Origin of the sequence: Achromobacter sp. GD03932 (assembly GCF_029839485.1) — a bacterium.
Lineage (GTDB): Bacteria > Pseudomonadota > Gammaproteobacteria > Burkholderiales > Burkholderiaceae_B > Achromobacter > Achromobacter bronchisepticus_A.
The window spans coordinates 1-26,690 of sequence record NZ_JAOCAT010000023.1 but is presented as its reverse complement, the minus strand read 5'-3'; the positions used below and the strand labels follow the sequence as shown (position 1 = coordinate 26,690).

Here is a 26,690-nt window from a genome sequence, read left to right as displayed (position 1 = left end):
TCCTAATGGCTCGCATTACCGTCGAAGACTGTCTGAATCAAATCCCCAATCGTTTCAAGCTCACGCTGGCCGCAACGTACCGCGCCCGCGAGTTGGCGCAAGGCCATGCCCCGCGCCTGGACAGCAAAGACAAGCCCACGGTCACTGCCCTGCGCGAAATCGCGGGCGGCCTCACCGGCGTGGAAATGCTGCGTAAAGTACCCACCTGATCGTTTCCGGGGGCGGCAAGCATGGCTTTTCCCGGGCTGAAGTACGCTTCATCAGGTCTGCTTGCCGCACTGCGTGCCGGCTCCCGTCTCGGGCGCCGCACGGGCAAGAAAGACAAGACTCCCCCCACGCCACCGTCCGTCGCCGCGCAAGAAGCGGCGGACGCGACCGCCTCGCCGGTCGCTTCGCTGGCGCCGCTGACCGAAATCATCGGCAGCTATCTCGACAAGAAAGACGTAGAGCGCGTGCGCGAGGCCTATCGCTTCGCGGACCAGGCGCATCTGGGCCAGTTCCGCGCCAGCGGTTCGCCCTACATCTCTCACCCCATCGCCGTCACGGAAATCTGCGCAGGCTGGAAGCTCGACGTCAACGCGTTGTCAGCCGCCCTGCTGCACGACGTGATGGAAGACCAGGGCATCGCCAAGCACGAATTGGCCGAGAAATTCGGCCCTGAAGTCGCCGAACTGGTCGACGGCCTGTCCAAGCTCGACCGCCTGGACTTCGCCACCAAGGCCGAACAGCAGGCCGAGAGTTTCCGCAAGATGCTGCTGGCGATGGCGCGCGACGTGCGCGTCATCCTCATCAAGCTGGCCGACCGCCTGCACAACATGCGCACGCTGGATGCGGTCAATCCGGAAAAGCGCCGGCGCATCGCACGCGAAACCCTGGACATCTACGCGCCGATCGCCCATCGCCTGGGCCTGAACCTGCTGTTCCGCGAATTGCAGGACCTGTGCTTCGCGGCCATGTACCCGAACCGCTACCAGGTGCTGTACAAGGCGGTGCTGGCCGCGCGCGGCAACCGCCGCGAGGTCATCACCAAGATCGCCGATTCGGTGCGGGCCTCGCTGCCCGCCGCAGGCATCGAAGCCGAAGTCACCGGCCGCGAGAAGACGCTCTACGGCATCTACCGCAAGATGGTCGACCAGAAGAAGTCGTTCTCCGACGTCCTGGACATCTACGGCTTTCGCGTCATCGTGCACACCCTGCCCGAGTGCTACCTGGCGCTGGGCACGCTGCACCAGCTCTACCGGCCCGTACCCGGCAAGTTCAAGGACTACATCGCCATCCCCAAGGTGAACGGCTACCAGTCCCTGCACACGACCCTGGTCGGCCCCTACGGCACGCCGGTGGAGTTCCAGTTCCGTACCCGCGACATGCATCATGTGGCGGAAGAAGGCGTGGCCTCGCACTGGCTCTACAAGGGCGCGGACCTCACCCTCAACGACCTGCAGAAGCGCACCCACCAGTGGCTGCAGTCGCTGCTGGACATCCAGAGCCAGACCGGCGATTCCGGCGAATTCCTGGAGCACGTCAAGGTCGATCTGTTCCCCGACGCGGTCTATGTGTTCACACCGCGCGGCAAGATCATCTCGCTGCCCCGCGGCGCCACGCCGGTGGACTTCGCCTACGCGATCCACACCGACATCGGCAACCAGGCGGTGGCCGCCAAGGTCAACGGCGAATTCGTGCCGTTGCGCACCGAACTCAACAGCGGCGACACGGTGGAAATCGTCACCTCCCCCGCTTCCCGTCCGAACGCGCAGTGGCTCAACTATGTACGCACTGGCCGCGCCCGCTCTGAAATCCGCCACTACCTGCGCACCGTCAAGTACGAAGAGTCCGTGGCCTTTGGCGAACGCCTGCTGGGACAGGCGCTGCAGGAGCTGCACATGCCCCTGCCCGCCACCGACGACCCGGCCTGGCAGAAGCTGGCGCGCAGCACCGGCGCCAGCTCGCGCGAGGAAATCCTGGCCGACATCGGCCTGGGCAAGCGCCTGGCCGCCGTGGTGGCGCGCCGCTTCGCGCCCGAACACCAACTGGTCGCGACCACGGCCGCGGCGGTGGACGAGCTGACCTCGGCGCGCAGCGCCCCCATCCTGATCCAGGGCAATGAGGGCCAGGCGGTGCAATTGGCGCCTTGCTGCGGTCCGCTGCCAGGCGACCCCATCATCGCCGGCATGCGCATGGGACACGGGCTGGTGGTGCATACCGCCGATTGCCCGGTGGCCATGCGCCAGCGCCTGCGCGAGCCGGAACGCTGGATCAACGTCGCCTGGGATCCCAACAACACCGCCAAGCACCTGGCCACGCGCCTGGACATCGTCACGCGAAACGAGCGCGGGGTATTGGGGCGGCTGGCGGCGGAGGTCACGGCGGCCGACGCCAACATCGTGCACGTCACCATGCACGACGACGCGGTCGCTACGGTGTCGCTGCATCTGACGATCCAGGTCGACAGCCGCAAGCACCTGGCGCAAGTCATCCGCGCCATCCGCCACGTGCCGCAAGTGCAGAAGATCGTGCGCGTGAAGGGTTGAGCCGTTCTTCAGTGCAGGGCTGAAACGCCAGCCCTGCACTGCGCACCTCAGGTCACGTGCTGCAGAAAATCCTTGAGCCGCTGGCTGGGCGGATTGCTGAGCAATTCGCCCGGCGGACCGTCATGGGCGATCTTGCCGGCGTCGATGAAGATCAGGCGGCTGCCCACCTTGCGCGCGAACTCCATTTCATGCGTGACCACCACCATGGTCATGCCCTCTTCGGCCAGGTCGCGCATGACCTTGAGCACTTCGTGACGCAGCTCCGGATCCAGCGCCGAGGTCGGCTCGTCGAACAGCATCAGCTTGGGTTTGATGGCCAGCGCCCGCGCGATCGCCACACGCTGCTGCTGGCCGCCTGAAAGCTCGGACGGATAGTGGTTCATGCGCTCGGCCAAGCCGACCTTGGCCAGCAGGCTTTCGGCCAGTTCGCGCGCCTCGGCGCGGCTCTGGCCGCGCGTGTGGATCGGGCCGAACATGACGTTTTCCAGCGCGGTCATCTGCGGGAACAGATTGAATTGCTGGAACACCATGCCCGCCTCGCGCCGGATCTCGCGCACTTGCGCGGCCCCGCCGTTCACGCTCAGTCCGTCCACCAGCAAGTCGCCGCCATTGATGGTTTCCAGCACGTTGATGCAGCGCAGGAAGGTGGATTTGCCGGAGCCCGACGGGCCGACCACCACCACGACCTCACCCGCGTCGATGTTCAACGAAATGCCGTTGAGCACCATGGACTCGCCGAAGTTCTTGGTGACGTTGTGGAATTCAACCATGCTCATAGTATGCGCATCCTTCTTTCAATCAGATGCAGGCCCAGCGCCATCAGGCCGGTCAGGATCAGGTAGACGATCGCCACCGCCGACCAGATCTCGACGGCGCGGAAGTTGCTGGCCATGATTTCCTGGCCCTGCCGCGTCAGCTCGGCCACGCCGATCACGATGAAGAGCGAGGAATCCTTGAGGCTGATGATGCACTGGTTGCCCAGCGGCGGAATCATGCGGCGGAACGCCACCGGCCCGATGATGTGGAAGAGGATCTTGTGGAACGGCAGCCCCATGGCCTGTCCGGCTTCCTTCAGGCCCTTGTGCACGGACAACAGCGCGCCGCGCACGATCTCGGAAATGTAGGCGCCGGAATTGATGATGAGCGTGACGATCGCCGCCCACTCCGCGTCCACCCGGATGTTCGCCAGCAGCGGCAAGGCGAAATAGATGAACATCACCTGCACAACGATGGGCGTGCCGCGGATGACCGCGACGTAGACCTGTGCGATGGCCGACAGGATGGGATGCCCGTAAGCCCGTGTCACGCCGGACAGCGCGCCCAGCAGAAAGCCGCCAAACAAGCCCCAGAACGTGATCTTGATGGTCATCAGCGTACCCTCGAGCAGATTGGGTAGCGCGTCCCTGATTACAGTCCAGTCAAACTCCACGATATTCCCCCTATGGCGCGGCGCCGCGCCGTAGCGCGGCGGGAGCGGCGCGGGACCCTGCGCCCGACTGCGGCGTAGCGTCCGGCATCAGCCAGTGCGGGCCGATGCCGGGCGGTCCCGGAATGCAATGCGGACCCGGATGCTCAGGGCTTCTTGCCGAACCACTTGGTATAGATGGCGTCGTACTGGCCGTTGGCCTTCAGCGTGGCCAGCGCCTTGTTAACCTGCGGCACCAGATCGCTGCCCTTGGGGAAGGCGATGCCGTAGAAGTCGCCGCTCTTGACCGAGCCGACCACCTTCACGCGTCCCTTGCCTGCGGTATTGGCGTAGTACTGGACATTGGGCGTATCGTGCACCGCGGCGTCCACGCGGCCGGTGGCCAGTTCCAGATAGGCGTTGTCGATGTTGGGGAACAGCTTGAGCTTCGCGTCCGGCACCTGCGCCTTCAGGAAGTCCACGGTGGCGGTGCCGGTCTTGACCGCGACGGTCTTGCCGGCCAGGGACTTGGCGTCCTTGATGTCCGTATTCTTTTCGCCGACCAGGATGGCCAGGCCGCTTTCGTAATAGGGATCGGAGAAGTCGATGACCTTCTTGCGGTCATCGCGGATCGTGATGCCGGCCAACGCCGCATCGATGTTCTTGGTCTGCAGGCCCGGGATGATGCCCGCGAAGTCCATCGGCTGCAGCTTGTACTTGAGGTTGAGTTCCTTGGCGATGGCCGCCCACAGATCCACGTCGAAGCCCACATAGGTATTACCCTGCTTGAACTCGAACGGCACGAAAGCGGTATCGGTGGCCACCACCAATTCCTTGCCTTGGGCATGCGCGCCTGAGACAGCGCCGAACATGGCCACGGACAGGCCGACCAGTGCGGCGGCGACTTTGCGTTTGATCATGAAACTCTCCTCTTGGGGACCAGTCGGCACCCCGGGGTTGTTGTAGGGGCATGATTCCTGGGCTGCGCCGGGGTCTCCGGCACGGCTTACCGCCGATCTTAACGCATACGTCCCCACCCGGCAGCGGCCGGAAAATTTACAATCCGCATGACACCCGGAGGATTCCCATGGCCTACAAACATGTACGCATTGCCGGAAACCGGCGTCAGACCGGCCTCGCGCTGGGCAAGCTGGCGCGGCCCCTGATGGCGACCTACCTGGACCAAAGCCGCACCTGGGACGCGCTGCGGCCATGGCGCGGCCACGCCTTCCTGGACGAGTTGGCGCAGCAGGCGCAAACCGCGCTGCCGGCGATCTGGGAAGAATTGGAAGGCATGGCCGAGGGCTTGCACATGCCCATCGAGGACGTGCTGCTGTGGAACTGCCGCGGCGACCTGCTGCACAGCACCACCGACGGCTGCACCTCCGTCGCGCTGAAAGCGGCCGACGGCACACGCTGGATCGCGCACAACGAGGACGGCGATCCCTACCTGCGCGGGCGCTGCCATCTGGTCGACGTGGCGCTGGACGACGCGCCCGGCTACCTCAGCTTCTACTATCCCGGCTCCCTGCCCGGCCATACCTTCGGCGCCAATCGCGCCGGACTGGTGCAGACCATCAACAACCTGCGCATCCGGCAGCGCCATCCGGGGGTGCCGCGCATGCTGATGGCGCGCGCCGTGCTCGACTGCACGACGCTGGACCAGGCGCTCGCCCTGATGCGCGACCTGCCGCATTCCGGGGGCTTTCACCACACGCTGGGCGCGGCCGGCGACGCCCGCCTGCTCAGCGCGGAAGTGGCGCCAGGCGAGGTTTCCATCCTGGAAATCGGCACGCGCTACGGCCATGCCAATCACATGGTGCATGCCGACATGGGGGGCATCGCGCAGATCGTCACCGACTCGTCGCGGGCACGGCAAAACCGCATCGAAGGCATCGTGGACGGCTGGTCCAGCGCCACCGCCAGCGCCGATCTGCTCGCCGCCTTGCATAACACCGAAGGCGAGCTGCCGATACTGCGAACCTCGCCGGACGATCCGGACGACGAAAACACGCTGGCGACGGCCGTCTTTGAAATTGGGGAAAGCGAAGTGACCTTGCGGGTATACGACCGGAAGGCCAAGGCGGAGATCGCGCTGGACGTCATGTCGGATGCGGAGTGAGATAGCCGCGTGACCCATCAACAAAACGGCCGCGTCATCACTGACGCGGCCGTTTTGTTTCCGTGCGGACGGATTACGCCGCCCCGTAGCCCCCGCCTCCCGGCGTTTCGACGACGAAGATATCGCCCGGACGCAGCTGGGCGCTGTCCTGCGGACCCAGCTCCTGGACCGACCCGTCGGCGCGTTCGACCGAGTTGCGGCCCATGGCGCCGGGCTGCCCGCCCGCCAGGCCGAACGGCGCATACAGGCGGTTGTTCGACAGGATGGCGGCCGTCATGTCCTCCAGGAAACGGATGCGGCGCACGCCGCCGTCACCGCCCGGATAGCGGCCGGCGCCGCCCGAGCCCTTGCGGATTTCGTAGGACTCCAACCGCACCGGGAACCGGAACTCCAGCACTTCCGGGTCCGTCAGACGCGAATTGGTCATGTGCGCCTGCACCAGCGAGGTGCCGGCGAAACCTTCGTCGCAGGGACCCGCGGCGTCGATGCGCACCGGACCCGCGCCCGTGCCGCCCGAGATGGTCTCGTAGTACTGATGACGCGCATTCCCGAACGTGAAGTTGTTCATCGTGCCCTGGCTTGCGGCCAACACGCCCAGCGCGCCGTACAGCGCGTTGACGATGCACATGGAGGTTTCCACGTTGCCCGCCACCACCGAGGCCGGCGGATTCGGGCGCAGCATCGAGCCTTCCGGCAGGATGATGGACAGCGGCACGAGGCAGCCGTCGTTCAGCGGAATATCGTCATTGACCAGCGTGCGGAACACGTACAGCACCGCCGCCACGGCGATGGCGCCCGGGGCGTTGAAGTTGTTGTCCAACTGGTTGGACGTGCCGGTGAAATCCACCACGGCGCTGCGCGCCTCAGTATCCACCTTCACGGCGACGCGGATCACCGCGCCGTTGTCCAGCGGGTACTCGTAGCTGCCGTCCTTCAACACCGAAATCACGCGGCGCACCGCTTCCTCGGCGTTGTCCTGCACATGTCCCATGTAGGCGCGGACCACGTCCAGGCCGAAGTGGTCGCACATGCGCAGCAACTCCTGCACGCCCTTTTCATTGGCGGCAATCTGCGCGTGCATATCGGCGATGTTCTGGTCCGGATTGCGCGCCGGCCAGCGGCCCGAGCCCAGGATGCCGCGCGCCGCGGCCTCGCGGAATTCGCCGTTCTTCACCAGCTGGAAGTTGGTAAAGAGCACGCCCTCGTCTTCCACCGTCTTGGAATCCGGCGGCATGGAACCCGGCGTGGTGCCGCCAATGTCGGCATGGTGGCCGCGCGAACCGACGTAGAACAGGATCTCGCGCCCCTCGCGGTCGAACACCGGCGTGATGACCGTGACGTCGGGCAAGTGCGTGCCGCCGTGATATGGATCGTTGACCACATAGGCATCGCCAGGCTGCATGCTGCCGGCGTTGGCGCGCATGACCGTGCGCACCGATTCGCCCATGGAACCCAGGTGCACCGGCATGTGCGGGGCATTGGCGATCAGCCGGGCCTGCGCATCGAAGATCGCGCAGGAGAAGTCCAGGCGTTCCTTGATGTTGACCGAATAAGCCGTGTTCTGCAGGCGGTAGCCCATCTGCTCGGCGATCGACATGAAGAGGTTGTTGAAGACCTCCAGCATGACCGGGTCGGCCTGCGTGCCGATGGCGCGGCGTTCCGGACGCGCTTCCACGCGACGGATCACGAAGTGGTCCTGCGCCGTCAGTTCGGCCTGCCAGCCGGCCTCGACCACCGTGGTCTGGTTGGGTTCGGAAATGATGGCGGGTCCCGCCACCACGTCGCCGCCCGCCATGTCCTCGCGCACGTACAGAGGCGTATCGCGCCAGGCGCCGCCGCTGTACATGCTGACGACGCGGCTGGGAGCCAGCGCGCCGTCGCGCACCCGCGCGCTGGCGGCTTCGCCGACGCGTTCGCCGCCGCCCGTGGCTTCGACCGAGATGGTTTCCACCACCAGTTCGCGGTTGGGCATGAGGAAGGAATAGCGCAGGCGGTAGGCCGCTTCGAATTCCTTGCGCGCCTGTTCCAGGTCGGTGTACGCCACTTCCAGCGAGGTATCCGTGCCGCGGTACTTCAGGTGCAGGCGGCGTTGCACGCTGATGTCGCTTTCGGCGACATGCTGGCGGCGCAGTTCGCCCACAGCCTGCCCAGCCAGCTCGTCGAGCTCGCCCTTCAACGCCTGCATCAGTTCGGCATCGAGCACCTTCTCGACGGTCTTCTGGCGCATGTCGGTCTGGTCGGCCAGGCCCATGCCGTAGGCCGACAGCACGCCGCCCAGCGGGTGCGCGAACACCGTGGTCATGCCCAGCGCATCGGCCACCAGGCAGGCGTGCTGCCCACCCGCGCCGCCGAACACGGTCAGCGCGTACTCGGTCACGTCATGGCCGCGCTGCACCGAGATGCGCTTGATGGCTTCGGCCATGTTGCCCACGGCGATTTCCAGGAAGCCTTCGGCCAGCTGTTCGGGACTCATTTCGCGGCCGGTGGCGGCACGCACTTCGTCGGACATGGCCGTAAAGCGCGCCACGACCGCCTCGCGGTCCAGCGGCTCATTGGCTTCGGGACCGAAGACCTTGGGGAAAAAGTCGGGTTGGATCTTGCCCAGAAGGACGTTGCAGTCCGTCACCGCCAGCGGGCCGCCGCGGCGGTAGCAGGCGGGACCCGGGTTGGCCCCGGCCGAATCGGGGCCCACGCGCAGACGTGCGCCGTCGAAATGCAGGATCGAGCCGCCGCCCGCCGCCACGGTGTGGATGCTCATCATGGGCGCGCGCATGCGCACGCCGGCCACCTGGGTCTCGAACTCGCGTTCGAATTCGCCCGCGTAATGCGACACGTCGGTGGAGGTCCCGCCCATGTCGAAGCCGATGACCTTGGGAAAGCCCGCGATCTCGCTGGTGCGCACCATGCCGACGATGCCGCCGGCAGGACCCGACAGGATGGCATCCTTGCCGCGGAAACGGTGCGCGTCGGTCAAGCCGCCGCTGGATTGCATGAACATGAGGCGGATGCCCGGCAGTTCGCCGGCCACCTGGTCGACATAGCGCTTCAGGATGGGCGACAGATAGGCGTCCACCACCGTGGTGTCGCCACGCGACACGAACTTGATCAGCGGGCTGACCTCGTGCGAGGCCGACACCTGCGGGAAGCCCACTTCACGCGCGATGCGGGCCGCGATGCGCTCGTGCTCGGGCGCATGCCAGGCGTGCATGAAGACGATGGCCACGGCGCGGATGCCGCTGTCGTAAGCGGCCTGCATGGCCGCGCGCAGCGCTTCCTGATCCAGCTCGCGGATCACTTCGCCGTCGGCGGCCACGCGCTCGTCCGCTTCCACCACGGACTCGTAGAGCATCTCGGGCAGGACGACGTTGCGGTCGAACAGGCGCGGACGGTTCTGGTAGGCAATGCGCAGGCCGTCGCGGAAACCCCGGGTCGTCACCAGCAAGGTGCGCTCGCCCTTGCGTTCCAGCAAGGCGTTGGTGGCAACGGTAGTACCCATCTTCACGCACTCGACCTGATCGGCGGGCACGGGCTGGCCGGGCGCGATGCCCAGCAGCTTACGGATGCCGGCCACGGCCGCGTCGCGATACTGCTCGGGGTTCTCCGAGAGCATCTTGGCCGTGGTGGTCGTGCCATCGGGGCGCCGCGCCACGATGTCGGTAAAGGTGCCCCCACGGTCAATCCAGAATTGCCACTTCATAGCTGTCCTTGCAAACAAAGGGTCGCCGCGGCGCCTGCGGCCGCGCACGGGTAAACGGAATCAGAGAGAGGTCGCCGCGCGGGCCGCCTGGTCGTACAGGCCGGACAACGCGCGCAGCGTATGCGCCAGTTGGCGGCTGTAGTCCAGCCCGCCCCCGCCCGGCGCGTCCAGGCCGGCGGTCAGGCATTGTTCGCGGACCTCGGCATAGCGCTTGAGTATGGCCGCGCCTTCCGGGGTCACGCTGTAAAAGACTTCCTTGCTGCTGCGCTCGCCCTTGACCACGCCCAGGCGGTCCAGCTTCTTAAGCGCGTAGCTGACGATGTGCGTGTCCTCGACATTCAGCGTGAAGCAGATGTCGGCCAGCTTTTTGGGACGCTCACGGTGATAGACATGATGAAAGACCATCACGTCGGTGGGCGTCAGGTCGGGCAGCCCGGCCGCCGCCATGCAGCGCACGGTCCAGCGGTCGAAGGCATGGCTGGCGATCATCAGACCGAATTCCACTTCGGAAAGGTCGGGCGCGCTGCCGCCGGCCAAATGGGCTGACGATGCAATCAAAGTGGGGGTCATGGAAGACGCAAGCCGAGTTTATATGAGCGAAATACTAATAATTTATCTATATTTCATCAATAAAAAATGCGGACGGGACGCCAAAAATTCCCTCTTTCGAGGGAATACCCCTAGGAGACTGCAAGCGAAACGACGGTTTTAAGGCGCCGACCAGCCCATGGGCAGGTTCGCCCGGATCAACCATCCCGCGATGGAAATCCGCGGCGCGATCTCGGGCATGGGATCGCCCGGACCGAACCAGCGCGCATCGGCGATCTCGTCTTCCTGAACGCGTATGTCGCCGGACACATAGTCCGCCGTGAACGCGACCATGAGCGAATGCGGAAACGGCCAGGACTGGCTGCCGAAATACTGCAGGTTGCCGACCTTCAGGCCGACCTCCTCATGGACCTCGCGGTGGATGGTCTGTTCGATGCTTTCGCCGGGCTCGACGAAACCGGCCAACGCGGTATAGCGCGAGGTCGCGGTGGTGGTGTGGCGCGCCAGCAGGATGCTGTCGCCCTTGCGGATCAGCACCATCATGGCGGGCGAAATGCGCGGGTAGGCCGAGAAGCCGCAGGACGGGCAACGCAGACAGAATTCGGTGGGCACCCGCTCTGCCGGCGTACCGCAGACGCCGCAGAACCGGTGCGTGCGCGCCCATTCGGCGATCTGGTAGGCGCGTCCGGCCAGCGCCATGCGCTCGTCATCCAGCACGCCAAAGAGCGAACGCAGCTTCCTGAAGGCGTAGCCCTGCGGCGGTTCCACGCCAGGTTCGACATGCACCGTGCGGCAGGGCGAGCCGGGCATGGCCCAGATCGGCTGCAAGGCCGCGGCCGCCACGCCTATCTGCACGCACAAGGCGGTGTCCGGCAATACGGCGGACGTCTCTTCAACCAGCAACTCATCACGACGGAAAACGAAATTCACACACGCCTCGGCACCATGCATTCGATACGCAATGTTAGAAGAAAAACGGCTGCCGCAATGCGTTTGCGCAAAGATTGAACCCTCAATGATCGACGCTGCGCACGCCTGTTAGGAATAACCCGTAAAGACGCGATTTCGCGCGCCCCGCCGCCGCATAGCAACATAGAATGGCACGGCTTTTCAGCTGCGCGTCATCGCCGCAGCGCTCTCTTTTTCGCAATGCCTATCGGGCACAACCCGGCTTCACCATTCGCAAAGAAGGACCACCCCATGCACAAGAAGATTTCCCTGTTGGCAGGCAGCATCGTCCTGGCGTTCAGCGCCGGCGCCCAGGCTCAAACGAAATGGGATCTGCCCACCGCCTATCCGGCCAGCAACTTCCACGTTGAAAACCTGACCACCTTCGTCAAGGACGTCGACACGCTGTCCGAAGGCAAGCTGAAGATCACGCTGCACAACAACGCCTCGCTGTACAAAGCGCCCGAGATCAAGCGCGCGGTGCAGGGCAACCAGGCGCAGATCGGCGAGATCCTGCTGACCAACTTTGCGAACGAAGATCCGATCTACGAACTGGACGGCCTGCCCTTCCTGGCCACCGGCTATGACGCGTCGTTCAAACTCTATCAAGCGCAGAAGCCCTTCCTCGAAAAGAAGCTCAACGCGCACGGCATGACGCTGCTGTACGCGGTGGCCTGGCCGCCCCAGGGCATCTTCGCCAACAAGGACATCAAGCAGATCAGCGATATGAAGGGCCTGAAGTGGCGCGCCTACAGCCCGGTGACGGCCAAGATCGCCGAACTGGTCGGCGCGCAGCCCGTTACCGTGCAGCAGGCTGAACTGGCCCAGGCCATGGCCACCGGCGTGATCGATTCCTATATGTCCTCGGCCTCCACCGGCTACGACACCAAGACCTACGAGTACATCAAGAAGTTCTACGACACCCAGGCCTGGCTGCCGAAGAACGCCATCATCGTCAACAAGAAGGCGTTCGACGCGCTTGACCCCGCGACCCAGGCCGCCTTGAAGAAGGCCGGCGCGCAAGCCGAAGAGCGCGGCTGGAAGCTGTCGCAGGAAAAGAACAAGTGGTATCAGGCGGAACTGGCCAAGAACGGCATGGAAACCATCCAGCCCACGGTCGAGCTGAAGGAAGGCCTGTCCGTGATCGGCAAGCGCATGCTGGACGACTGGCTGAAGAAGGCTGGCGCCGATGGCCAGGCCATGATCGACGCCTACAAGAAGCAGTGATATTTCCATGCGCCGCTTTCTAGATGGTCTTTACGGCGCGGCCGGCCTGCTGGCCGGCCTGTGCACGATCGGCGTCCTGGTGTCGGTGCTGGCCGCGATCATCGCGCGCCAGCTCAGCATGAACATACCCGGCACGGACGCCTATGCCGGGTATTTCATGGCCGCCGCCGGGTTCCTCGCCCTTGCCAGTACGTTCAAGCACGGCGAACACATCCGCGTGACGCTGCTGCTCAATTCACTCAAGCCCGCCGCAGGCCGCAAGCTGGATATCTTCGCCCTGGCGGTCGGCTGCCTGCTCGCGTCCGCCTTCGCGTTCTTCAGCGTCAAGCTGACCTACGACTCCTGGCAGTTCAACGACATCTCCACGTCCAACGACGCGACGCCGCTCTGGGTACCGCAACTCAGCATGGCCGTGGGCACGGTGCTGTTCCTGGTCGCCCTGATCGACGAGCTGATCCGACGCTCACGCGGCCTGTCCGCCGCCACTTCGCAGCAAACCCATGAATGAACTACTCGTCATCACCCTATTGGTCGTCTCGATCTTCGCGCTCCTGGGCTGCGGGGTCTGGGTCGGTCTGACCCTGGCGGGGACCGCCTGGATCGGCATGGAGATCTTCTCCAGCCGGCCCGCGGGCGATGCCATGGCCGTCACCATCTGGGGCGCGTCCTCCAGCTGGACGCTGACCGCCCTGCCGCTTTTCCTGTGGATGGGCGAAATCCTGTTCCGCACGCGGCTGTCCGAAGACCTGTTCAAGGGGCTCGCCCCCTGGCTCAACCGCCTGCCCGGGCGGCTGCTGCACACCAACGTGATCGGCTGCGCCATCTTCGCGGCGGTCTCGGGCTCGTCCGCGGCGACCTGCGCCACGGTCGGCAAGATGACCATCCCGGAACTGACGCGCCGCGGCTATCCCGAGGACAAGATCCTGGGCACGCTGTCGGGCGCCGGCACGCTGGGCCTGCTGATCCCGCCATCCATCATCATGATCGTGTACGGCGTGGCGGCGGACGTGTCCATCGCCAAGCTGTTCATCGCGGGCATCGTGCCGGGCATCCTGCTGGCCCTGCTGTTCATGGGCTACATCGCCTGGTGGGCGATCCGCAACCCCGGCCAGGTGCCGGCGGCCGACCCCGGCCTGTCGCTGCTGGAAAAGCTGTCGCGTTCGCGCCATCTGATCCCGGTGATGCTGCTGATCGGCGCGGTGCTGGGCTCCATCTATACCGGCATCGCCACCGCCACGGAAGCGGCGGCGGTCGGCGTGGTGGGCGCGCTGATCCTGTCTGCGCTGCAGGGATCGCTGAACCGCTCCGCCTTCATGCAATCGCTGCTGGGCGCCACCCGGCTGTACTGCATGATTGCGCTGATCCTGGCGGGCGCCCAGTTCCTGACCCTGGCCATGGGCTATATCGGCCTGCCGCGCGCGCTGGCTGAATGGATCGGGGGGCTGGGCCTGTCGCAGTTCGGGCTCATCATGGCGCTGATGGTGTTCTTCATCGTCCTGGGCTGCTTCCTGGACGGCATCTCCATTGTCGTGCTGACCATGGGCGTGCTGTTGCCCACCGTGCAGGCCGCCGGCATCGATCTGATCTGGTTCGGCATCTTCATCGTGTTCGTTGTGGAAATGGCACAAATCACGCCGCCCGTGGGGTTCAACCTGTTCGTTCTGTCCGGCATGAGCGGCAGGGAACTGCCCTACATCGCGCGCGCCTCGCTGCCGATGTTCTTCCTGATGATCCTGGCGGTGCTGCTGCTCTATGCCGTGCCCGGCATAGCGACGTGGCTGCCGCTGCACATGACGCTATAGCGCGACGCTGACATGAAAACCCCGTTTCTGAAACGGGGTTTTTTTTGGCCTCCGGTCTCGCCTCCCCCTGTTTTTTCGTGTTGTAAACCAGGGAAAACTCCAAAAAACAACAGGTGCCGCTCACGCCCCAGTTTTTCTAGAATTCCCTGGCGCTGCTACGTTGCAACATTACGGCGTATATGTGCATATGCGGCTATCGCCCGGACCCGCGCTTACCGTAAGCGTCGGTGCGACGGCCCAGCGCCTGACGATCCGCCAGGCGCGAACAGCCGGGCCAAAAGCCCGGCGCCACTAATAAATAGCGCTACCCAGGAGGAGCCCCCAGCATGAAACGCATTCCCCTATCCCTCGCCCTTGCAAGCCTGGGCCTGGCCGCCGGCGCGGCCCACGCCGAAACCAGCGTCACCCTGTACGGCATCGCCGACGTCAGCATCCGCTACCTGAGCACCAGCGCCGGCAGCGTCGGTCAAGACGGCAGCCGCGTGTCGATGGAGAACGGCGCCATATCCAACAGCCGTTGGGGCCTGCGCGGCTCCGAAGACCTGGGCGACGGCAACCGCGCCTTCTTCCGCCTGGAAAACGGCTTCAACATGCAGAACGGCCGCGGCTCGGATCCGTCCAAGACCTTCAGCCGCCTGGCCTACATCGGCCTGGACGGCGGCAACATCGGCGCGCTGACCCTGGGTCTGCAGAACACCCCGATGTTCGACCTGCTGGCCGACTACTTCGACCCGCTGACCGTCGGCAACTACGACCAGAACGCCTGGCTGCCCGCCGCCATGTCGCGCGTGCGCACCAACAACATGACCAAGTACTCCAACACCATTGGAGACCTGGCGTTCGTGCTGTCCTGGGCCAACGGCGACGACTACAAGGACCACAAGGCCGGCCAGCAGTACGGCGCCAGCCTGCGCTACACCGTCGGCAAGCTGGGCCTGGGCGCGGCCTACCAGCAGACCTACGATGGCACGGATTCCGATCTGCGCCAGCGCGTCTGGAACCTGAACGCCTCGTATCAGTTCGACGGCGCCAAGGTCTTCGCCGGCTACTACAACGGCCGCGACGAAACCGGCTGGGTCAACGCCGTGATGGGCGGCAACCAGGCGCCCGGCCTGGACCGCAAGGACAATGGCTACTTCGCCGGCGCCACCTGGCAGGCCACGCCGCGCTGGGCCATCACCGGCGCCGCCTACTACGACCAGAGCAAGAACGTGGTCGAAGACGGCGACAAGGGCAAGCGCTACGCGCTGGTCGCCGTGGCCGAGTACTCGCTGTCCAAGCGCTCGCAGATCTACGGCACGGTCGACTGGAACAAGGTCAACGACGCCGCCAGCGGCGAAATCGCCGGCAAGAGCAGCCAGCTCGGCGCCGCAGTGGGCTTCCGCCACATCTTCTGATGACTGTACGCGCCGGACGCCTTGCGCGTCCGGCGCAGTTTCGTCACGCTCCCTTCCTTACATCCCCAGATAGGCCTTGCGCACCTCGTCCGAGGCTGCCAGCTCCGCCGCTTCGCCCGACAGCGCCACCCTGCCGCTTTGCATCACGTAGGCGCGCGCCGCGACTTCCAGCGCCTGGGCCATATTCTGCTCCACCAACAAGACCGACAGGCCGTCATCGCGGTTCAAGGCCGCCAGCGCGTCGAATACCTGTTCCACCAGCAAGGGCGACAGGCCCAGGCTGGGCTCGTCGATCAAGAGCAGGCGCGGTCCGCTCATCAGCGCCCGGCCGATGGCCAGCATCTGGCGCTCGCCGCCCGACATGGTTCCGGCCAACTGCGTGCGACGTTCCTTCAGGCGCGGGAACAAGGTGTAGACGCGCTCCAGGCGTTCCCCGTACACGCGCTCATCGCGCACGGTGTACGCGCCCAGGCGCAGATTCTGTTCCACGGGCTGGCGCGCAAATACGCGGGCGCCTTCGGGAATCATCGAGATACCCTGCGTCACCAGCCTGTCCGGCGGCGTGCCGGTGATATCCCGGCCTTCGAAAATCACCCGGCCGCTCTTGGGCTTGACGGAGCCGACGATCGCCATCAGGGTGCTGGACTTGCCCGCGCCGTTGGCGCCCAGCAGCGCAGCGATCTCGCCCGGCCTGACCTCCAGTGACAGGCCGCGCACCGCCTGCACGCCGCCGTAGGCCACGCTCAGGTCTTCCACTTTCAGCATCGCATCAGGCACGGTGCTTTCTCCCCAGATAGGCTTCGATCACGGCCGGATTGCGCACGATTTCCTGCGGCGCCCCCTCGGCGATCATCTGGCCGAAGTTCAACACCAGCACCCGGTGCGCCAGCCGCATGACCACCTCCAGCACATGCTCCACGATGATGAGCGTGACGCCCGACGCGTGGATGCCGCGCAGGATCTCGGCCAGGGCGATGGCCTCGGCCGGGTTCAGTCCGCCCGCCACTTCGTCCAGCAGCAGCATGCGCGGCTCGGTGGCCAGCGCCCGGGCCAGTTCGACCCGCTTCTGTCCCGCCACATTGAGCTCGGCCGCCCTGACGTCGGCGCGTTCGGCCAAGCCCACCAGTTCCAGCACGCGGGCCGATTCGCGGCGCGCGTCCTGCAGGCGCGGATGGCGCAGCAGCGCGCCGACCATGGCGTTCTCCAGCACCGTCATCTGCCCGAAGCTGCGCGGGATCTGGTAAGTGCGCACCAGACCCATGGCGGCCACCTGTTCGGGCCGCCGGCCTATCATCGACTGGCCGTCGAAAGTCACCGAGCCGGAGGTGGGCTCATGATGCCCGACCAGGCCGTTGAACAAGGTGCTCTTGCCCGCTCCGTTCGGGCCGATGATGGCGACGATCTCGCCCGCCTCGACCGACAGCGAGATGTCCTTGTTCGCGACCAGCCCGCCGAATTGCTTGGTCAGGTTCTTAACGTCCAGCAGAGTCACGGCGCCTCCTCAATGTCACCAGCCCACCCGGCAGGAACAGCGTGACCAGCAAGATGGCCAGGCCGAAAATCAGCAGATCCAGGCCCAGGCCCGAACTGCCCCACAACACGCGCGTGCCCTCGGACAGCGGCAGCAGCACCGCCGCGCCCAGCCACGGGCCGATCAGCGTGCCGACCCCGCCCAGGATGGTCACCAGCACGACCTGCACCGACATCGTCAGGTTGAACATGGATTCCGGGTCGATGAAGCCCACGTACATGGCAAAGAAGCCGCCCCATACGCCGGTCATGCCCGCCGACATCACGAAGGCCAGCATCTTGTAGCGGTCCGCGGGCACGCCCAGGCTGCGCGAGGCCGCCTCGTCGCCGTTGATGGCACGCCAGTAGAAGCCGGTCTTGGAATGCACCAGGAAGAAGGTGGCGCAAAAGGTCAGGAAGGCCAGCCCCACCGCGATCCAGTAGTACGGCACCTTGCTGCGGAACAGCAGCATCCAGGCGGCGTCGCCGATGGGCGCCTCCAGGCCGACCGCGCCGCCCGCCCATTCCCAGTTGATCATCAGCAGCAGGCCGATCTGCAGCAGCGCAATGGTAGCCATGGCGAAGTAATGGCCGGACAGCCGCAGGGTGGGTCCGCCCACCAGCCACGCCAGCGCGGCGCTGATCACCCCACCCAGCGGGATGCCTAAAAGCGGCGTGAGCTTCAGATGGTGCAGCAGCAGCAAGGTGGTGTAGCCCCCTACCCCCACGAACACGCTATGGCCGAAGGAGATCCGCCCGAGGAAGCCGCCCACCAGGTTCCAGCAGGCGCCCAGCGCGCCGAACATGATGGCCAGCAGCAGCACCTGCAGGGTGAAAGCATCCTTCACCACCAGCGGCACCAGGGCCATCAGGATGGCCGCGACGGCAGCGGCCAGGACCGGCCATTTGGGCACGCCGGCGGACACGGTATCGATCTTGTCTGTCTTGTTCATCTCACCACCGCCCGAACAGGCCGCGCGGCCGATACCAGAGAACCAGGATGAACAGGATGAAGACGCTCACGGTCTTCAACGCTGGGGCGACGAAGTAGCCGGTCATGGCCTCGATGATGCCGATCAGGATCCCCGCGATGAAGGCGCCAGGCAACGACCCGAAGCCGCCCATGCACACCGCCACGAAGGCCAGCAGGCCAAACACCGTGCCCACCGAGGGAAATACATAGAAGAAGGTGGTCAGCAAGGCGCCGGCCAGGCCGACCGCCGCGCTGCCCAGCATCCAGACCTGGGCGTTGACCCGGTCGGGCGAAATGCCCACCAGCGCCGCCACCTGGCGGTCTTCCGCCACCGCCTGCAGGGCATGGCCCCAGCGCGTGCGGTACACCAGGATGAACAGCGCGACCACCACCACCAGCGCGATCAGGCCCGTCACCACTTGGGGTCGGCCCAGCGAGATGCCGGCAACCGTGACGCTGCCCGACACCAGCGTGTCCGGCAGGCTGCGGTAGTCGGGGCTGAAGGCGATGAAGGCAATCTGGCGCAGCACCAGCCCAAGGCCGAAGGTGGCCAGGATGACCGCCATCGCCGGCCCCTTTTGCAGGCGGCGGATAATGAGGGCATAAGTCAGGAAGCCGACGAAGGCGAGCAGGACCGCCACCAGCGGCGCCGACAGCGTGGGATCGATGTGGCCCAGCGTGTAGAGCCAATAGGCGGCATACATGCCCAGCATCAGGAACTCGCCATGGGCGAAGTTGATGACGTCGGTGATGCCCCAGATCAGCGCCAGCCCCACCGCCACCGCGGCATAGATCAGGCCGTTGAACAGGCCTGCCGAGAGAGCTTCGAACATGGAGTGCTCCTCGCGGCGGGCCCCGCGGCCCGCCGCGTCAGACTATGTTTACTTCCAGGTGAACGGCAGCGTGGGCAGGTTCTTGTCGGTACGGTATTTTTCCGGCCACACGGTCTGGTAGGCCGCGCCCTTGAGCTCCAGGATCAGGCCCGAACCCTTGGTGTTCTGGCCCTTGGCGTCGAACTGCACCCCGGCCCAGGGCATCGCGACCTGCGCCTCGCCCAGATCGGTGGCGGCCAGCGCCTTGCGGATCGCCTCGGGGTCGGTCGAACCGGCCCGGTTGATCGCGTCGGCCAGCACCAGCACGCCCTGCATCGAACGGGCGTTGTTGCCGTTCAGGTCCTTGCCCGTCTTGGCCTTGTACATGTCGTTGATCTTTTTCAGCCCGGCCTTTGATGCCGCCACGTCATTGCCCCAGACGTCGCGCGTCAGCACGCCCTGGACCTGCGGTCCCACCTCCTGCACGAAGCGCGAATCGATGAAGCCCGCGTCGTTGGCCAGGAACACCGGCGGCGCGTACTTGCTTTCGCGCATGGTGCGCACGAACAGCATGGCGTCCGAGGTATAGCTGGCGAAGATCGCCACATCGGGCTTGGCGGCCGCCAGTTTCTGCACTTCCGCCGTCACCGAGGCCGAGCCGGCGCTGTAGGCGATGTTGGCGACCAATTGGCGGTTGTATTGCTTGGCGAACTTTTCGACCGCCTTGTAGGTGTTCACGCCGAAGTCGGTGTTCTCGTACACCACGGCGATCTTGGCGGTCGGCACCGCCTTGATGCCATCCAGGAACTGCATCATGTTCTCGACGAAGGTATCGTCGTTGGGCGAGGTGCGGAAGAACCACTTATAGCCGCGCTCGGTCAGGTCCGGGCTGCTGGATTCGCCATTGACGTAGGGTATGCCGCGCTGCTCGGCGATGCGGCTGGCGGTCTTGGTTACGGCGGACTGGTAAGCGCCGGTCAGGGCCACTACCTTTTCCTGGTCGATCAGGCGTTGGGCGTCGGCCAGGCCCACTTCGGGCTTGCCCTGGGAATCGCCGAACACCACTTCGATCTTGGCGCCGCCCAGCGCCGGCAAGCCGCTGCCCGCTGCCAGCGGTATGCCTTCCAGCTCGGGATGCGGATTGTTGATGATCTCGACCGCCAGTTCGACGGCCGCCTTGATTTCAGCCCCGGTGGACGCCAAGGCGCCCGATAGCGGATAGATTGCGCCGATGCGCACGGCCTGTTGCGCCTGCGCGGGAACGGCGCACATCAGCGCCAGGCTCGCGGCGACACCCGCGATGAGCTTCATCTTCATAACTGGACTCCTGGATTGGACCGGCTGGGTGTGAAAGCAATGCATGGCCGCGTTGGCGGCGGCACGAGACCCTCCGGCAAGCCGGAAGGCCCCAGATTCAAAGCGGTTGTCGCCATTTCCCCTTGTCCTTTAATGGATCGTTTTGGTGGCACAACTGGTACTGCAGCGCGAGTAGAGACCTCTAACCGCTACCCGCTTACGCGCTACTGAGAAAGCGGATCGCGGGCGGTCAGAACACCGCCATCCGGCTGTTGATGAGGTCCGTGACCAGCATATGGCCCGGCGCGTGGGTAATGCAGAATTCCGGCTTGACCGCTGCGACCACCGACTGTGGCGTTACGCCGCAAGCCCAGAACACGGGCATTTCCCCTTCGCGGATTTCCACCGGATCACCATAGTCCGGGCGGTTGATGTCGGCAATCCCGATCAACGCGGGGTCGCCGATATGCACCGGCGCGCCGTGGACCGAGGGAAAACGCGAAGTGACCTGGATGGCGCGGATGGCGTCCGCCGCCTTCAGGGGACGCATGGACACGACCAACGGACCGCCGAACACGCCCGCGGCATGGGTCGGGACGCTGGTGCGATACATGGGCACGTTGCAGCCCTGCTCGATGTGGCGCACGGGCAAGCCGTTGTCCAGCATCGCTTCCTCGAAGGAGAACGAGCAGCCGATCAGGAACGACACCAGGTCGTCGCGCCAGATATCGCGCACATCGGTAGGCTCGGCCACCAGCTCGCCGTTCTTCCATACCCGGTAACGCGGGATGTCGCTGCGGATGTCGATGTCCTGGCCCAGTTCCGGCAAGGCGGGATCGCCGGGCTCAGACATGGCCAGCAAGGGACAGGGCTTGGGATTGCGCTGGCAGAAATGCAGGAAGTCCGCGGCCAGCGCGCGCGGCAGAATGGCGAGGTTGGCCTGGACGTGGCCCGGCGCCAGATTGGCGGTCGGGCCGGTCAGCTTGCCGCTGCGCGCGTCCAGCCGCGCCTGCCGGGCCAATTCGACGCTGGCGCGCGCCGCGGGTTTGGATTGCATGCCTATCCCCTTGATGATGATGCAGGTATTGGGGCATTGCACAGGAACCGCGGGCCAGCGTCCAATCACAAGTTGCGATAGACCCCGATCAAAAATATTTATCAGGGTTATGCCGGATGGCGCAGCGCCTCTTCCCGCGCGATCTGCTGCGCCGCCTCAGCCACCGCGCGCGGAATCTGGCTGTCCGGCCCCTGCATCCAGCAAGCGGTGTAATGCAGCGGCGGCAAGGCCGGCGCCTTCACGTCCAGGATGCGCAATTCGCCCTGCGCCAGCTCCTTGTGCAGGATGACGGGCGCGATGACCGCGGTGCCGATGCCGTCCTGCGCCATCCGCACGATGACGCTGAGCGCGGAGCTGCCGTACATGCGCGGCGCCTCGACGCCCGCCTGCTGCAACAGCTGGCGCACGGCGCGATGCGGATCGGTGGTGGAGGGATAGGTGATCACCGGCCATTCGGCCAGGCGCTTGAGCGCGATCGGCTGGCGTCCGACCTTGAGCTTGGGGCTTGCCACCCAGGACAGCGGGTAATTGCAGAGGTAGAGGTTCTCGATGCGGGGCTCTTCCATCGGCCCCAGCAGAAATGCCAGGTCGATCTGGCGCGAGGCAAGCTGCGTCTTCAGCACCGTGGTCGTATCCACCTGGATCTCGACCATCAGCGCCGGATAGGCGTCGTGCAGATATTCCATCAGGGTTGGCAGCCAGGTATGGACGATGGTTTCCGATACCCCCAGCCGCAGCATGCCGCTCATCACGCTCTTGGCGCGCGCGGCCTCCTGCATGTCGCGCCGCATCTGCAGCATGCGCTCGGCATGCGACAGCAGCTCGCGCCCCTTGCCTGTCAGCTTGATGCCACGCGTGTCGCGGTCGAACAGGCGCACGCCCAGATCGGATTCCAGCGACGCGATGCGCTGGGAAATGGCCGGCTGGGTGGCATTGAGCTTCTCGGCCGCCGCCCGGAAACCGCCCAGGGTGGCGACCCAGAAGAACGTTTCGATATTGCGCAGATCGATCATGGCGGCGGCATCCGGCTATGCAGCCGCCATCTTAGCGCCCAGGACGGACCGGCGGCCGCCGCCCGTCCCGGCTGCGCGTCACTGCCCGGCGTAGAGCGCTTCCACCGCCAGGCCGATGCTCAGGATACGGCGGTCCGCGCCGTTGCTGGCCGCGATCATCAGGCCCACCGGCGCCGTGCCGGCGGCATGGCAAGGCAGCGACAACGCGCAGCCATCCAGGAAATTGATCAGCGTCGGATTGCGCAAGATCAGGCCGTTGGCGGCGTAATAGGCATCATCGGAGGCCTGCAGGTCGGCCACCGCCGGCGCCACGATGGGCGTGGTCGGCATGATCAGGGCGTCGTAGCCGGCAATGCGGCGGTCCACCGCCGAGACCCAGGCTTCGCGCGCATCCAGCAAGTCCAGGTAGTCGGCCGCACTCATGTCCTTGCCGCGCATGATGCGCGACACCACGCGCGGGTCATAGCGCTTGCCGGCGCGGGCGATCAGGTCGCGGTGCCAGGCCCAGGCTTCGGCGGCGGTAAAGCCGCCCTTGGCGTTGATGGCGGCCAGTTCGGCGAATTCCGGAATCGCGATCTCTTCGACCAGGGCGCCGGCGGCCTTCAGGCGGTTCACGGCGGCTGCGAAGCTGTCGGCAACATGCTTGTCCATGGCGTCCAGCGCCAGCGTGGTCGGGATGGCCAGGCGCAACCCGCGCAGCACCGCCGCTTCCGGCGCCGGGCCGCCGTCGCCGGACAGGATGGCGTCCAGTTCGGCGCAGCAGCGCACGCTGGCGGCGATGGGGCCGATGGAGTCCAGGTTGGCCGACAGCGGCAGCACGCCTTCCATGGAGACGCGCCAGGCGCTGGGCTTGAAGCCCGTCAGGCCGCAAAGCGCGGCCGGAATGCGCACGGAACCGCCAGTGTCCGAACCGATGGCCGCGGCCGACATGCCGTCGGCAACCGACACCGCGGCGCCCGAGGACGAGCCGCCCGGGATGCGGCCGGTGGCGCGGTCGTAGGGGTTCAGGGGCGTGCCGTAATGGGGATTGATGCCCAGGCCCGAATAGGCGAATTCGGTCATGTTGGTGCGGCCGATGATGACCGCGCCTGCCGCGATCAGACGGCGCACGACTTCAGCGTCGGCGTCGGCCGCCGGTTCGCCTTCACGGGCCACCGAGCCAGCCATCGTGGTTTCGCCTTCGATGTCGAAGAGATCCTTGATGCTGATCGGCAAGCCCTCGATCGCGGAGCGGACGATGCCGGCGGCGCGCAGCGTGTCGGAAGCTTGCGCCTGCGCCAACGCGGATTCGGCGTACAGGCGGGTGAACGCGCGCGCGCCCTCGCCCGCTTCGTCCTGCGCGCGGGCCAGCGCCGCCTGCGTCAGTTCCACGGAGGTGCTGCGGCCCTCTTGCAGGGCCTGGGTCAGATCGTTCAAAGTCGGAACCATAGTCATCCTAGTGCCGTCTTGCGGCTTGAGTGCAAACGGGCGCGCCCGCGGGCGCGCCTGGCGATCGGCGCCTGGGGCCAGAATCAGGCCACCACGGGCAGCGTCTCGACATGATAGCGGTGGCGCAGACTGCGCTGGCGCCGCGGATCGTGCAATTCCATGGTGAAGTCGGCCGCGGCGCGGATGCCGCCGATCGCGCCCACCGTGCCGCAGGTCATGCCCGCGCCGGCCGGCAGCACCGTGGCGCCGCCGGTATAGCCCGCGATCAGGTCCTGCGGCGTGCGCAGCGACGCCAGCGGGCCTTCCTGGTACAGCACTTCCACGCCGTTCTCGACGATGTAGGAACGGATGACGAGCTCGTCCCAGTAGTCCGCCACGTCGGCCAGGCGCCAGGCGCTCGTGGCCACGGGCTTGACGCAGACCTGCTTGGACATCGCCACGCTGTAGGTTTCCAGCTTGCGGTCGGTATGGTCGGAGGCGATGCTGACGTACATTTCGCCGTCCACGGAGAACACGAAGGTCTCGACTTCGCCCGAGGAATCCTCGCCCAGGGCCTGCACGGTTTCCTTCTGCGTCAGTTGATTGTCGGCAATGCGGTAGTACAGCGGCACGCTGCTGGGACGCGGCACGCCGATGGCGGCCAGCTCTTCGATGTGATGCTCGATCGCGGCCATGTCGCGGCCGGCCCAGCCGGCGACGATCAGGGTGTTGAACTCCACTTCCACCTGGCGGGGTTGCGAGTCTTCGATCTGGAATACGGCTTTCATATCTGTCCTGCTGAGAATTAGGGAGTGAAGGACGCGGCGGTTCGCCGCGCCCCGGAACGTCTAGGCAATAAAGGTCAGCCGAATACGCGCGGCAGCCACAGCGCCACGTCCGGCCAGAAGGCCAGCAGCGCCAGCATCACGAACATGGCGGCCACGAACGGCAGGCTGCCGACGATGACCGCGCTCATGGAACCGCTCTTGCGCAGGCTTTGCACCACGAACAGGTTCAGGCCCACCGGAGGCGTGATCAGGGCGGCTTCGACCAGGATGATGATGACGATGCCCAGCCAGATGGGGTCGAAACCCAGGCCGATCATGATGGGCGCCACGATGGGGATGGTCGTGATCATCATGGACAGGGTTTCCATGAAGCAGCCCAGCACCAGGTAGAAGATCACCACGATCAGCAGCATCCAGCCGGGCGACAGGCCCAGGCCCGTGATCGACTTGGTCAGCGCATCGGTCAGGCCGGTCGCGGACATGACGAAGTTCAGGAAGCTGGCCGCCACCACGATCAGCATGATCATGGCCGTGGAGCGCATGGTGCCTTCCATGACCTCGCGCAGCATCGACCACGACAGGCGGCGGAACCAGGCCGCGAGGATGAAGGCGCCCAGCACGCCCAGCGCGGCGGCCTCGGTCGGCGTGGCCAGGCCGGCGTAGATGGAACCCACCACCAGGAAGAAGATCCCCATGGGCGGCGCCAGATGCACCAAGCTGGCGAAACGCTGGCCCCAGGTCGCCTGGATCTTCTTGCCGCCCCAGGACGGCTTGGCGACGCAGGCGATGACCACCGTAAGCATGAACAGCGCGGCCATCGCGAAACCCGGGATGATGCCGGCCAGGTACAGCTTGGGCACCGAGGAGTTCGTCAGCACGCCGTAGATGACCAGGTTGATCGAGGGCGGGATCAGGATGCCCAGCGTGCCGCCGGCGGCCAGGCTGCCCAGGAACAACGGCTCGTTGTAGCCATACTTGCGGATCTGCGGGATCGCCACGGTGCCCACCGTCGCGGCGGTCGCCACGCTGGAGCCGGAGGTGGCCGAGAACAACGTCGAGGCGCCGATGTTGGCGTGCATCAGCCCGCCCGGCAGCCACGACAGCCACAGGCTCATCGCGCCATACATGCGTTCGGCGAATCCTGCGCGCAGCAGCACCTCGCCCAGCATGATGAACAGCGGAATCGCCACCAGCAGGAATTCGTTGTTGGTGCTCCAGGAAACTTCGCCGATCGCGCGCGTCAGCGGCAACATGGAGAACAGCGGGTCCAGGATCAGGCCCAGCACGCCCAGCGCCGCGCCCACCGGAATCGACAGGCCGATCAAAACCAGGAGCAGTATCAATGCGGTGGAAATCATGCGGCCTCTCCCTTCACCATGCGCTCGCCGGCGGCGGCTTCCTCGTCGGCCTCTTCCTGCGCCGAACGCACGCCGCAAATGCTCCTGACCAGTTCGATATCACCCGTGACCAGCGCGGCGGAAGCGCGCGCCAGCATCAGCGCGACCGTGACGCACATCCAGGCCAGGCCCAGCGCCCACAGGCCCTGCGGAATCCACAAAGGCGTGGCCAGCGGCGTATTGGCCGCGGACTTCTGCGCCCAGGAGGTCTGCACCACCTCGAACGCGTAATACGTCAGATACACCATGAAGACCGCCAGGGCCACCATGGAGATCCAGTCCAGCACGGCGGCGACGCGCACCGGCATGTACTGGTAGACCACGTCCACGCGCACGTTGGCGCGCTGCAGCGTGGCGAATGCCAACGCCCAGGAGGTGCTGATGGCGAAGGCATAGCTGGACAACTCGTCCGCGCCGCCAGTCGTGAAGCCCAGGAACTTGCGGGCCAGCACGTCAAACGAGATCAGCAACACGCTGGCCACCGTCAGCGCGCCGCCGGCCCACACGGCCAAGCGCGAAAAGCTCTCGGCGCGCCGCAATAGCCCGCCCAGCAGGCGGAAGTGTTCAGATTGAGTCATGAGTCAAACCTTTGCAGGGCAGGCACACATCGCCCTCCCTGCTATGTAACGAACGATCCCATAGCGATGCCACGAAGCCGGCTATGCCGATCTGCAGCAACTCCCCCATCAGGGGGCCACGAAGCCAGCTCAGCCGATCTGCAGCGCCCCTCCCCGATCCGGATGCCGCGGATCCGGCTCCGCCG

24 protein-coding genes are annotated in these 26,690 nt (G+C 65.7%); 7 read left to right on the top strand and 17 right to left on the bottom strand.

The features are described from left to right. Positions 1 to 5 precede the first annotated feature (5 nt). Together rpoZ and N5C88_RS20785 are read left to right on the top strand one after the other, a co-directional pair. Complete coding sequence (rpoZ, locus tag N5C88_RS20790) at positions 6 to 209, top strand: DNA-directed RNA polymerase subunit omega (protein ID WP_006219679.1); 204 nt, start codon at positions 6 to 8, stop codon at positions 207 to 209. Between the two features lie 21 nt (positions 210 to 230). Continuing rightward, the gene (locus N5C88_RS20785) at positions 231 to 2,528 is read left to right on the top strand and encodes a bifunctional (p)ppGpp synthetase/guanosine-3',5'-bis(diphosphate) 3'-pyrophosphohydrolase (protein WP_054454071.1); all 2,298 of its coding nucleotides are present in this window, start codon (positions 231 to 233) and stop codon (positions 2,526 to 2,528) included. 47 nt (positions 2,529 to 2,575) lie between these two features. Here N5C88_RS20785 and glnQ read toward each other — a convergent pair whose 3' ends face one another. The 3 genes from glnQ to glnH form a co-directional block, all read right to left on the bottom strand. Further along, positions 2,576 to 3,304 carry a glutamine ABC transporter ATP-binding protein GlnQ gene (glnQ, locus tag N5C88_RS20780; protein ID WP_059375777.1) on the bottom strand — a complete coding sequence of 243 codons (729 nt, stop codon included), beginning with the start codon at positions 3,302 to 3,304 and terminating at the stop codon, positions 2,576 to 2,578. After that, positions 3,301 to 3,957, bottom strand: coding sequence for a glutamine ABC transporter permease GlnP (gene glnP / locus N5C88_RS20775; RefSeq protein WP_054454065.1), 657 nt, complete (start codon positions 3,955 to 3,957; stop codon positions 3,301 to 3,303). The genes glnQ and glnP overlap by 4 nt, the downstream gene beginning before the upstream one ends. A gap of 143 nt (positions 3,958 to 4,100) precedes the next feature. Then, positions 4,101 to 4,853 carry a glutamine ABC transporter substrate-binding protein GlnH gene (gene glnH, locus N5C88_RS20770; RefSeq protein WP_054454063.1) on the bottom strand — a complete coding sequence of 251 codons (753 nt, stop codon included), beginning with the start codon at positions 4,851 to 4,853 and terminating at the stop codon, positions 4,101 to 4,103. Positions 4,854 to 5,020: 167 nt separating this feature from the next. Between glnH and N5C88_RS20765 the strand changes: the two genes are divergently transcribed. Then, positions 5,021 to 6,055, top strand: coding sequence for a C45 family peptidase (locus tag N5C88_RS20765; RefSeq protein ID WP_280016143.1), 1,035 nt, complete (start codon positions 5,021 to 5,023; stop codon positions 6,053 to 6,055). 73 nt (positions 6,056 to 6,128) lie between these two features. Here the strand turns inward: N5C88_RS20765 and N5C88_RS20760 are convergent, their stop codons facing one another. The 3 genes from N5C88_RS20760 to nudC form a co-directional block, all read right to left on the bottom strand. Next, a complete protein-coding gene (locus N5C88_RS20760) occupies positions 6,129 to 9,752 on the bottom strand; it encodes a hydantoinase B/oxoprolinase family protein (protein ID WP_280016142.1) in 3,624 nt (1,207 codons plus the stop codon). Between the two features lie 60 nt (positions 9,753 to 9,812). Then, positions 9,813 to 10,322: a winged helix DNA-binding protein gene (locus N5C88_RS20755; protein WP_059375770.1), complete on the bottom strand. Its 510-nt coding sequence runs from the start codon at positions 10,320 to 10,322 to the stop codon at positions 9,813 to 9,815. A 138-nt stretch (positions 10,323 to 10,460) separates the two neighbouring features. After that, positions 10,461 to 11,231 carry an NAD(+) diphosphatase gene (gene nudC / locus N5C88_RS20750; protein ID WP_118932038.1) on the bottom strand — a complete coding sequence of 257 codons (771 nt, stop codon included), beginning with the start codon at positions 11,229 to 11,231 and terminating at the stop codon, positions 10,461 to 10,463. Positions 11,232 to 11,501: 270 nt separating this feature from the next. Here nudC and N5C88_RS20745 point away from each other — a divergent pair, with 270 nt between their 5' ends. From N5C88_RS20745 to N5C88_RS20730, 4 genes are all read left to right on the top strand, one after another. Then, the gene (locus N5C88_RS20745; RefSeq protein WP_059375768.1) at positions 11,502 to 12,476 is read left to right on the top strand and encodes a TRAP transporter substrate-binding protein; all 975 of its coding nucleotides are present in this window, start codon (positions 11,502 to 11,504) and stop codon (positions 12,474 to 12,476) included. Between the two features lie 7 nt (positions 12,477 to 12,483). Then, a complete protein-coding gene (locus N5C88_RS20740) occupies positions 12,484 to 12,984 on the top strand; it encodes a TRAP transporter small permease (protein WP_280016140.1) in 501 nt (166 codons plus the stop codon). After that, positions 12,977 to 14,278, top strand: a complete 1,302-nt coding sequence (locus tag N5C88_RS20735; RefSeq protein ID WP_059375756.1) for a TRAP transporter large permease subunit — start codon at positions 12,977 to 12,979, stop codon at positions 14,276 to 14,278. Before N5C88_RS20740 ends, N5C88_RS20735 begins: the two co-directional genes overlap by 8 nt. Positions 14,279 to 14,604: 326 nt before the next feature. Next, positions 14,605 to 15,675: a porin gene (locus tag N5C88_RS20730; protein WP_059375752.1), complete on the top strand. Its 1,071-nt coding sequence runs from the start codon at positions 14,605 to 14,607 to the stop codon at positions 15,673 to 15,675. 57 nt (positions 15,676 to 15,732) lie between these two features. Here the strand turns inward: N5C88_RS20730 and N5C88_RS20725 are convergent, their stop codons facing one another. From N5C88_RS20725 to N5C88_RS20675, 11 genes are all read right to left on the bottom strand, one after another. Next, complete coding sequence (locus N5C88_RS20725; protein ID WP_059375749.1) at positions 15,733 to 16,440, bottom strand: ABC transporter ATP-binding protein; 708 nt, start codon at positions 16,438 to 16,440, stop codon at positions 15,733 to 15,735. Positions 16,441 to 16,444: 4 nt separating this feature from the next. Continuing rightward, positions 16,445 to 17,167: an ABC transporter ATP-binding protein gene (locus tag N5C88_RS20720; protein ID WP_280016138.1), complete on the bottom strand. Its 723-nt coding sequence runs from the start codon at positions 17,165 to 17,167 to the stop codon at positions 16,445 to 16,447. Beyond that, complete coding sequence (locus N5C88_RS20715; protein ID WP_280016137.1) at positions 17,148 to 18,137, bottom strand: branched-chain amino acid ABC transporter permease; 990 nt, start codon at positions 18,135 to 18,137, stop codon at positions 17,148 to 17,150. The genes N5C88_RS20720 and N5C88_RS20715 overlap by 20 nt, the downstream gene beginning before the upstream one ends. A 1-nt stretch (position 18,138) precedes the next feature. Further along, on the bottom strand, positions 18,139 to 18,990 hold the full coding sequence (locus N5C88_RS20710) for a branched-chain amino acid ABC transporter permease (RefSeq protein ID WP_054454041.1): 852 nt from the start codon (positions 18,988 to 18,990) through the stop codon (positions 18,139 to 18,141). Positions 18,991 to 19,038: 48 nt separating this feature from the next. Then, a complete protein-coding gene (locus N5C88_RS20705; protein WP_059375741.1) occupies positions 19,039 to 20,286 on the bottom strand; it encodes an ABC transporter substrate-binding protein in 1,248 nt (415 codons plus the stop codon). 229 nt (positions 20,287 to 20,515) lie between these two features. Further along, a complete protein-coding gene (locus tag N5C88_RS20700) occupies positions 20,516 to 21,322 on the bottom strand; it encodes a putative hydro-lyase (protein WP_059376159.1) in 807 nt (268 codons plus the stop codon). Positions 21,323 to 21,429: 107 nt separating this feature from the next. Beyond that, entirely contained in the window at positions 21,430 to 22,335 is a 906-nt protein-coding gene (locus N5C88_RS20695) for a LysR family transcriptional regulator (protein ID WP_059375739.1), read from the bottom strand. A gap of 78 nt (positions 22,336 to 22,413) precedes the next feature. After that, positions 22,414 to 23,763 carry an amidase gene (locus N5C88_RS20690; RefSeq protein ID WP_280016135.1) on the bottom strand — a complete coding sequence of 450 codons (1,350 nt, stop codon included), beginning with the start codon at positions 23,761 to 23,763 and terminating at the stop codon, positions 22,414 to 22,416. Between the two features lie 83 nt (positions 23,764 to 23,846). Further along, complete coding sequence (locus N5C88_RS20685) at positions 23,847 to 24,530, bottom strand: DUF2848 domain-containing protein (RefSeq protein WP_118932042.1); 684 nt, start codon at positions 24,528 to 24,530, stop codon at positions 23,847 to 23,849. Positions 24,531 to 24,604: 74 nt separating this feature from the next. Further along, positions 24,605 to 25,888, bottom strand: coding sequence for a TRAP transporter large permease (locus N5C88_RS20680; protein WP_059375736.1), 1,284 nt, complete (start codon positions 25,886 to 25,888; stop codon positions 24,605 to 24,607). Continuing rightward, the gene (locus N5C88_RS20675; protein WP_059375734.1) at positions 25,885 to 26,505 is read right to left on the bottom strand and encodes a TRAP transporter small permease; all 621 of its coding nucleotides are present in this window, start codon (positions 26,503 to 26,505) and stop codon (positions 25,885 to 25,887) included. The genes N5C88_RS20680 and N5C88_RS20675 overlap by 4 nt, the downstream gene beginning before the upstream one ends. Positions 26,506 to 26,690 lie beyond the last annotated feature (185 nt).

What these genes read in the sequence shown, in the direction of transcription:
- N5C88_RS20675 (WP_059375734.1), bottom strand. Translation starts at nt 26,505, where the DNA reads ATGACTCAATCTGAACACTTCCGCCTGCTGGGCGGGCTATTGCGGCGC.
- N5C88_RS20715 (WP_280016137.1), bottom strand. Translation starts at nt 18,137, where the DNA reads ATGAACAAGACAGACAAGATCGATACCGTGTCCGCCGGCGTGCCCAAA.
- N5C88_RS20690 (WP_280016135.1), bottom strand. Translation starts at nt 23,763, where the DNA reads ATGGTTCCGACTTTGAACGATCTGACCCAGGCCCTGCAAGAGGGCCGC.
- glnQ (WP_059375777.1), bottom strand. Translation starts at nt 3,304, where the DNA reads ATGAGCATGGTTGAATTCCACAACGTCACCAAGAACTTCGGCGAGTCC.
- rpoZ (WP_006219679.1), top strand. Translation starts at nt 6, where the DNA reads ATGGCTCGCATTACCGTCGAAGACTGTCTGAATCAAATCCCCAATCGT.
- N5C88_RS20710 (WP_054454041.1), bottom strand. Translation starts at nt 18,990, where the DNA reads ATGTTCGAAGCTCTCTCGGCAGGCCTGTTCAACGGCCTGATCTATGCC.
- N5C88_RS20760 (WP_280016142.1), bottom strand. Translation starts at nt 9,752, where the DNA reads ATGAAGTGGCAATTCTGGATTGACCGTGGGGGCACCTTTACCGACATC.
- N5C88_RS20745 (WP_059375768.1), top strand. Translation starts at nt 11,502, where the DNA reads ATGCACAAGAAGATTTCCCTGTTGGCAGGCAGCATCGTCCTGGCGTTC.
- N5C88_RS20785 (WP_054454071.1), top strand. Translation starts at nt 231, where the DNA reads ATGGCTTTTCCCGGGCTGAAGTACGCTTCATCAGGTCTGCTTGCCGCA.
- N5C88_RS20705 (WP_059375741.1), bottom strand. Translation starts at nt 20,286, where the DNA reads ATGAAGATGAAGCTCATCGCGGGTGTCGCCGCGAGCCTGGCGCTGATG.
- N5C88_RS20725 (WP_059375749.1), bottom strand. Translation starts at nt 16,440, where the DNA reads ATGCTGAAAGTGGAAGACCTGAGCGTGGCCTACGGCGGCGTGCAGGCG.
- N5C88_RS20680 (WP_059375736.1), bottom strand. Translation starts at nt 25,888, where the DNA reads ATGATTTCCACCGCATTGATACTGCTCCTGGTTTTGATCGGCCTGTCG.
- N5C88_RS20765 (WP_280016143.1), top strand. Translation starts at nt 5,021, where the DNA reads ATGGCCTACAAACATGTACGCATTGCCGGAAACCGGCGTCAGACCGGC.
- N5C88_RS20735 (WP_059375756.1), top strand. Translation starts at nt 12,977, where the DNA reads ATGAATGAACTACTCGTCATCACCCTATTGGTCGTCTCGATCTTCGCG.
- N5C88_RS20685 (WP_118932042.1), bottom strand. Translation starts at nt 24,530, where the DNA reads ATGAAAGCCGTATTCCAGATCGAAGACTCGCAACCCCGCCAGGTGGAA.
- N5C88_RS20730 (WP_059375752.1), top strand. Translation starts at nt 14,605, where the DNA reads ATGAAACGCATTCCCCTATCCCTCGCCCTTGCAAGCCTGGGCCTGGCC.
- glnH (WP_054454063.1), bottom strand. Translation starts at nt 4,853, where the DNA reads ATGATCAAACGCAAAGTCGCCGCCGCACTGGTCGGCCTGTCCGTGGCC.
- N5C88_RS20695 (WP_059375739.1), bottom strand. Translation starts at nt 22,335, where the DNA reads ATGATCGATCTGCGCAATATCGAAACGTTCTTCTGGGTCGCCACCCTG.
- N5C88_RS20700 (WP_059376159.1), bottom strand. Translation starts at nt 21,322, where the DNA reads ATGCAATCCAAACCCGCGGCGCGCGCCAGCGTCGAATTGGCCCGGCAG.
- N5C88_RS20755 (WP_059375770.1), bottom strand. Translation starts at nt 10,322, where the DNA reads ATGACCCCCACTTTGATTGCATCGTCAGCCCATTTGGCCGGCGGCAGC.
- N5C88_RS20740 (WP_280016140.1), top strand. Translation starts at nt 12,484, where the DNA reads ATGCGCCGCTTTCTAGATGGTCTTTACGGCGCGGCCGGCCTGCTGGCC.